The sequence below is a fragment of the Roseovarius lutimaris genome (genome assembly GCF_900115165.1).
GTDB classification, from domain to species: domain Bacteria; phylum Pseudomonadota; class Alphaproteobacteria; order Rhodobacterales; family Rhodobacteraceae; genus Roseovarius; species Roseovarius lutimaris.
On record NZ_FOVP01000057.1, the window covers coordinates 1 to 4,894 of the forward strand.

Here is a 4,894-nt window from a genome sequence, read left to right on the forward strand (position 1 = left end):
CGACGGCAACGACTTCCTCGCCGGTGGTGGCCGCAACGACGTGATCGACGGCGGGCTTGGCGATGACACCATCAACGGCGGCGATGGCGACGACGCGATGACCGGGGGCGAAGGGGCGGATGTCTTCGTGTTCAACTTCTTCAAGAACGGCGACGACGATGTCATCACCGACTATGAAGACGGCGTCGACAGCTTCCTGATTCGGATCGTGAACCCGAACACCGACGAGGCCAATATCGACAATGGTGGCAATGGGTTGCAGGGTTTTGTCGATGCCCTGAACATCACCGACACGGCAGCAGGCGCGCAGATGGATATCGGCGGGCATCTGGTGACCGTCGAGGGCATGGCCGCGGCCGACCTCACGCTGGACGATTTCGCGTTCATCTGATCCCGGCCAGACACAAACCAGGGGCGCCTTCGGGCGCCCTTTTTTGTTGCACTAAACCTGAGCGTGTCTTTTCAAAGAATCGCATAGAGACTCTTGATTACACGTTTTCTTGAGGGTTAGGGTTGTCCGAGACTTTGAAAGCAAACTTGGAGAAAAAGGAAATTCAATGAATTTATTCAGCATTAGTGGTGTTGCTGTGCGCCGTGATGATACGATCAATGAGGATGTCGTCGAGGTGCGTCCGACAACGCTGGAGATTTTGGTTACGGACGATGTTCTGAACTATCGCGTTGTCACCCCCCCAAGTGGGGAGGAATTATTGCCCGTAATTGAGTTGAACAACGACGCGGATTTAAACATCGCCGAGATTGACGGTCTCGATCTTCTCGATCCCCTCAATCCGGACTTTGAAACCTCGCTCGGCTTTATCGACACCCCGCAGGGCACATTGATTCTTTTGGCGTTTTTCGATGAAACCACCAATACCGATTTCCTCTATCGGATCGGTGGCGACGACATCCCTTTGCCAACCACGATTGCCGAATTCGAAGCGCTCGAGGTCTCGATCACAGACGGTGGGCAAGCGTCCGGCGCCTTTGCCCCCAATCAGGACATAGCCCTGACATCCTTTGCCAATACCACCGTCAGCGAGTTGGTCCTCGACGATCTGTTAGAAGGCACTGATGGCAACGATCTGCTGATCGGCGGATTGGGCGACGACACGCTGATCGGCAACGATGGCGATGACTTTCTCGATGGCGGCGCGGGTAATGATACGCTGGAAGGGGGTGCTGGCGATGACCTGCTCATTGGTGGCCAAGGTAACGATCTGATCAATCCCGGCGACAACAACCCGGCCAATGGTGATTTCATTGACGGCGGGGCCGGGAACGACACAATCGACTTTAGCGACATCGTCAATGGCTTTGTGATCGTCGACTATAGTTCGATGTCTGGTCCGGTCACCGTCGATATAGATGGTGAGGCGAATACCGGTAGCGTGGCCAAGGGCGCTCAGGGCACCGACACGCTGATCAATGTGCAAAACCCACTGCTTGCCGGCTTCGTCGCCGGCGGGCTGCGCGTGATTGGGACCGCCGAAAATGACGTCTTCAATCTGACCGCAGGAGAAAATCAATGGCTCACTATCCGCACCGGTGGCGGCGCTGACACCTTCAACATTTCCGGGCCTGGCTCAGTGCAGGCCGATTTTTTCGGGACAGCGGTCACGGCGAATCTGGAGGCTGGCACAATCATCCAGGATGGCGATACCAGCGTCCTGAACGGCACGCTGTGGGAATTGCGCACCGGAAACGCGGCCGATTCAATCATCGGGACAGCAGCGGACGAGTCGTTCCGCCCGCGAGGCGGTGATGACACGGTCGATGGCGGCGACGGGTTTGACCGTTTGCGGTATGACGATTTTGGTATCGAGGGGGTGAATGCCAATCTGGCAACCGGCGTGGTCACGGGCACGGCCAATTTGGAGGACTTCACCGATACAATTTCGAATATCGAGTGGCTGCGCGGCTCTGATACCGCTGATACGCTCACAGGTGACGATGTCGCGAACCGGCTCCAGGGTGAGGCAGGCGATGACCGGCTGGCCGGCGGGCTGGGCGATGACACTATCGAGGGCGGCGACGGAACCGACACGGCGGTTCTGGGTGTGGCTCTGGCTGATGCACAGGCGTCAGACGTGAATGGCAGCATTCAGATTGTCTCAAGCGAAGGCACCGACATCTTCGAGTCCATTGAATTCTTTGAATTCAGCGATGCAACGGTCAGCCGCGCCGATTTGATAGATGATGGCGGTATTGAAGGCGATACCGTGCTGGGGAGCGATGGCAATGACACGCTCGAGGGCACGGTCAATGATGACACCATTTCCGGTGGTGACGGCGATGACGCTATCGCCGCCGGTGACGGCAATGACAGCATCGACGGCGGTGATGGCAATGACAACATCGCGGCCTCCGACGGTAATGACGTGGTCAATGGCGACGGCGGCAACGACAGTGTTGGCGGCGGACCAGGCGACGATACGATCGACGGCGGTAGCGGCAATGACGTGATCGGTGGCGGTTTGGGAGATGACAATGCGACCGGCAATATCGGCAATGACATTGTAAATGGCGGGCCCGGCAACGATTTCCTGTTCGGCGGCGAAGGCAATGACACCATGGGCGGTAGTTTTGGTGACGACACCATTCAGGGTGAAGCCGGTGATGACAGCATTGGCGGCGGCACCGGTAAGGACATCCTTAACGGCAACGCGGGCAACGACAGCATTGGTGGTGGCGAAGGTGATGACACCGTCAACGGCGACGCGGGCAACGACTTCCTTGCCGGCGGTGGCCGTAATGACGTGATCGACGGCGGCCTTGGCGATGACACCATCAACGGCGGCGATGGCGACGACGTGATGACCGGCGGCGAGGGCGCGGATGTCTTCGTGTTCAACTTCTTCAAGAACGGCGACGACGATGTCATCACCGACTATGAAGACGGCATCGACAGCTTCCTGATCCGGACTGTGAACCTGGACACCGGCTTGGCCAATATCGACAATGGCGGCAATGGGTTGCAGGGCTTTGTTGATGCCTTGAACATCACCGACACGGCAGCAGGCGCGCAGATGAATATCGACGGGCATCTGGTGACCGTCGAGGGCGTGGCCGCGGCCGACCTCACGCTGGACGATTTCAGCTTTATCTAACGCCTGCTTGCGCGGCCCGGCAAAAAAGGCCGGGCCGCGCAACTCAATCTGGTTGGGTGCGGCCGGATGCCCTTGGTATCAAATCCAGATCGACGGAGCGGGAAACCGTTAAAAGTTTAACTTGTGCATGTAACAGCCAATTCTTTCAGATATAGTCTAGAGTATAGGTAAACATGTCTTACGTACTCTATGCAGCATCGGTTATCCAGGTGATGATGCACAACCCTGGAGGGCGGTGAAATGCCTGTTTTAAGCGGCGATAAATGGGGCCCCGGTGATATGGGCACCGCAGGTGGCGTTGTCACTTGGAGCATCGCCACCGGCGGATTGGACATAAGCAGGTTCGGTTTCGACAACCTCTCGGTTGATCCGGACAGCGTTTTCACCTTTGATTTCGAGGCCGCGATCCGTGCGGCCTTTGCCGCGTGGTCGTCCGTCGGCAACATCGAGTTTATTCAGATCACCGACCCTGGCGGCGCGGCCGGGGATGTCAGTCACCCTGATATCCGGCTGTTTTCTGGCCCAATCCCGGGAAATACGCTGGGGTTTGGATTCTTTCCAACTGGCTCCGGCATCGCGGGCGATGTGTTGCTGGATACGGACCAGTCTCTGAATTCCGACCCGCAGCTGTTCGACAGTCTGGTCGCCCATGAACTTGGTCACTCGCTCGGGCTTGATCATATCGAGAGTGTTCCCGCCCTCATGAACCCGATCCTGAGGCAGTCGTCGCTGTTGGCGGATGACATTGACGGCATTCAACAAATCTATGGGGCACAGGATGGCGCGCCGGTGATCTATGATTTGCCCTCAGGCGAAGCGGACCTGATCCTGTTGCACAACCCTGAGACATTGACGGTCAATGGCAATGCCCTGGACAACCGCATCTCTGGTACACAAGCGGATGAGACGATCAACGGCCAAGCCGGGGATGACAGGCTCGACGGGGGCGCAGGCGACGATCTGCTCGACGGTGGCCTGGGCGAGGATGTGGCGGTGCTGGGCGCGGTTGCACGAGCAGCGGTCGAGCTGTCGGTGGTTGGAGTGGGGTTGCGCGCGGTATCTTCGTTGGGCGTGGATGATCTGGTCAATATAGAATGGGTGGAATTCGCGGATCAGACGGTCAGTTTCACCGCCTTGCTGGAAGAGATCAACGGGCCGATCGGCGATGATATTACCGGGGATGACGGGGCGAACACGCTGATTGGCGGTGATGCGAATGATACGTTGCGCGGGCTTGACGGGGATGATGTGCTGGCCGGTGGTTTGGGCAATGATCTTATTCTGGGTGGCACCGGCCAAGACACCATCGCGGGATCGGACGGCAACGACGTGGTCGACGGCGGCGATGGCAATGACAGCATCGGCGGCGGGCTTGGCAATGACACGATCACAGGGGGTGATGGCGCTGATGTCATCGGCGGCGGGCAAGGCGATGACAGCGCCTCGGGCGGCCTTGGCGATGACGTCGTCAATGGCGGCGCGGGCGATGACACAATTAATGGCGGCGCCGGGAATGACACCATGGGGGCGAGTCTTGGCACTGATGTGGTCAATGGCGGCGAGGGCAATGACGACCTCGGCGGCGGGGCCGGTCAGGACACGATTGATGCGGGCGCGGGCGACGACAGTGTCGGCGGCGGCGAGGGGAACGATTCCATCCTCGGCGGCGACGGCAACGACTTCCTCGCCGGTGGTGGCCGCAACGACGTGATCGACGGCGGGCTTGGCGATGACACCATCAACGGCGGCGATGGCGACGACGTGATGACCGGCGGCGAGGGCGC

Annotated in this window: 3 protein-coding genes; all 3 read left to right on the plus strand. The window is 58.8% G+C overall.

Annotation, left to right across the window (positions count from 1 at the left end; translation table 11 throughout):
- Window positions 1–391 (plus strand): calcium-binding protein (locus tag BMZ91_RS20785; RefSeq protein ID WP_483880089.1); only part of this gene is annotated, 391 nt, incomplete at its 5' end.
- A 166-nt stretch (window positions 392–557) separates the two neighbouring features.
- Entirely contained in the window at window positions 558–3,110 is a 2,553-nt protein-coding gene (locus tag BMZ91_RS20790; RefSeq protein WP_092842485.1) for a calcium-binding protein, read from the plus strand.
- A gap of 240 nt (window positions 3,111–3,350) precedes the next feature.
- Window positions 3,351–4,894, plus strand: a 1,544-nt coding sequence (locus tag BMZ91_RS20795; RefSeq protein WP_092842486.1) for a matrixin family metalloprotease, incomplete at its 3' end; no start/stop codon positions are given.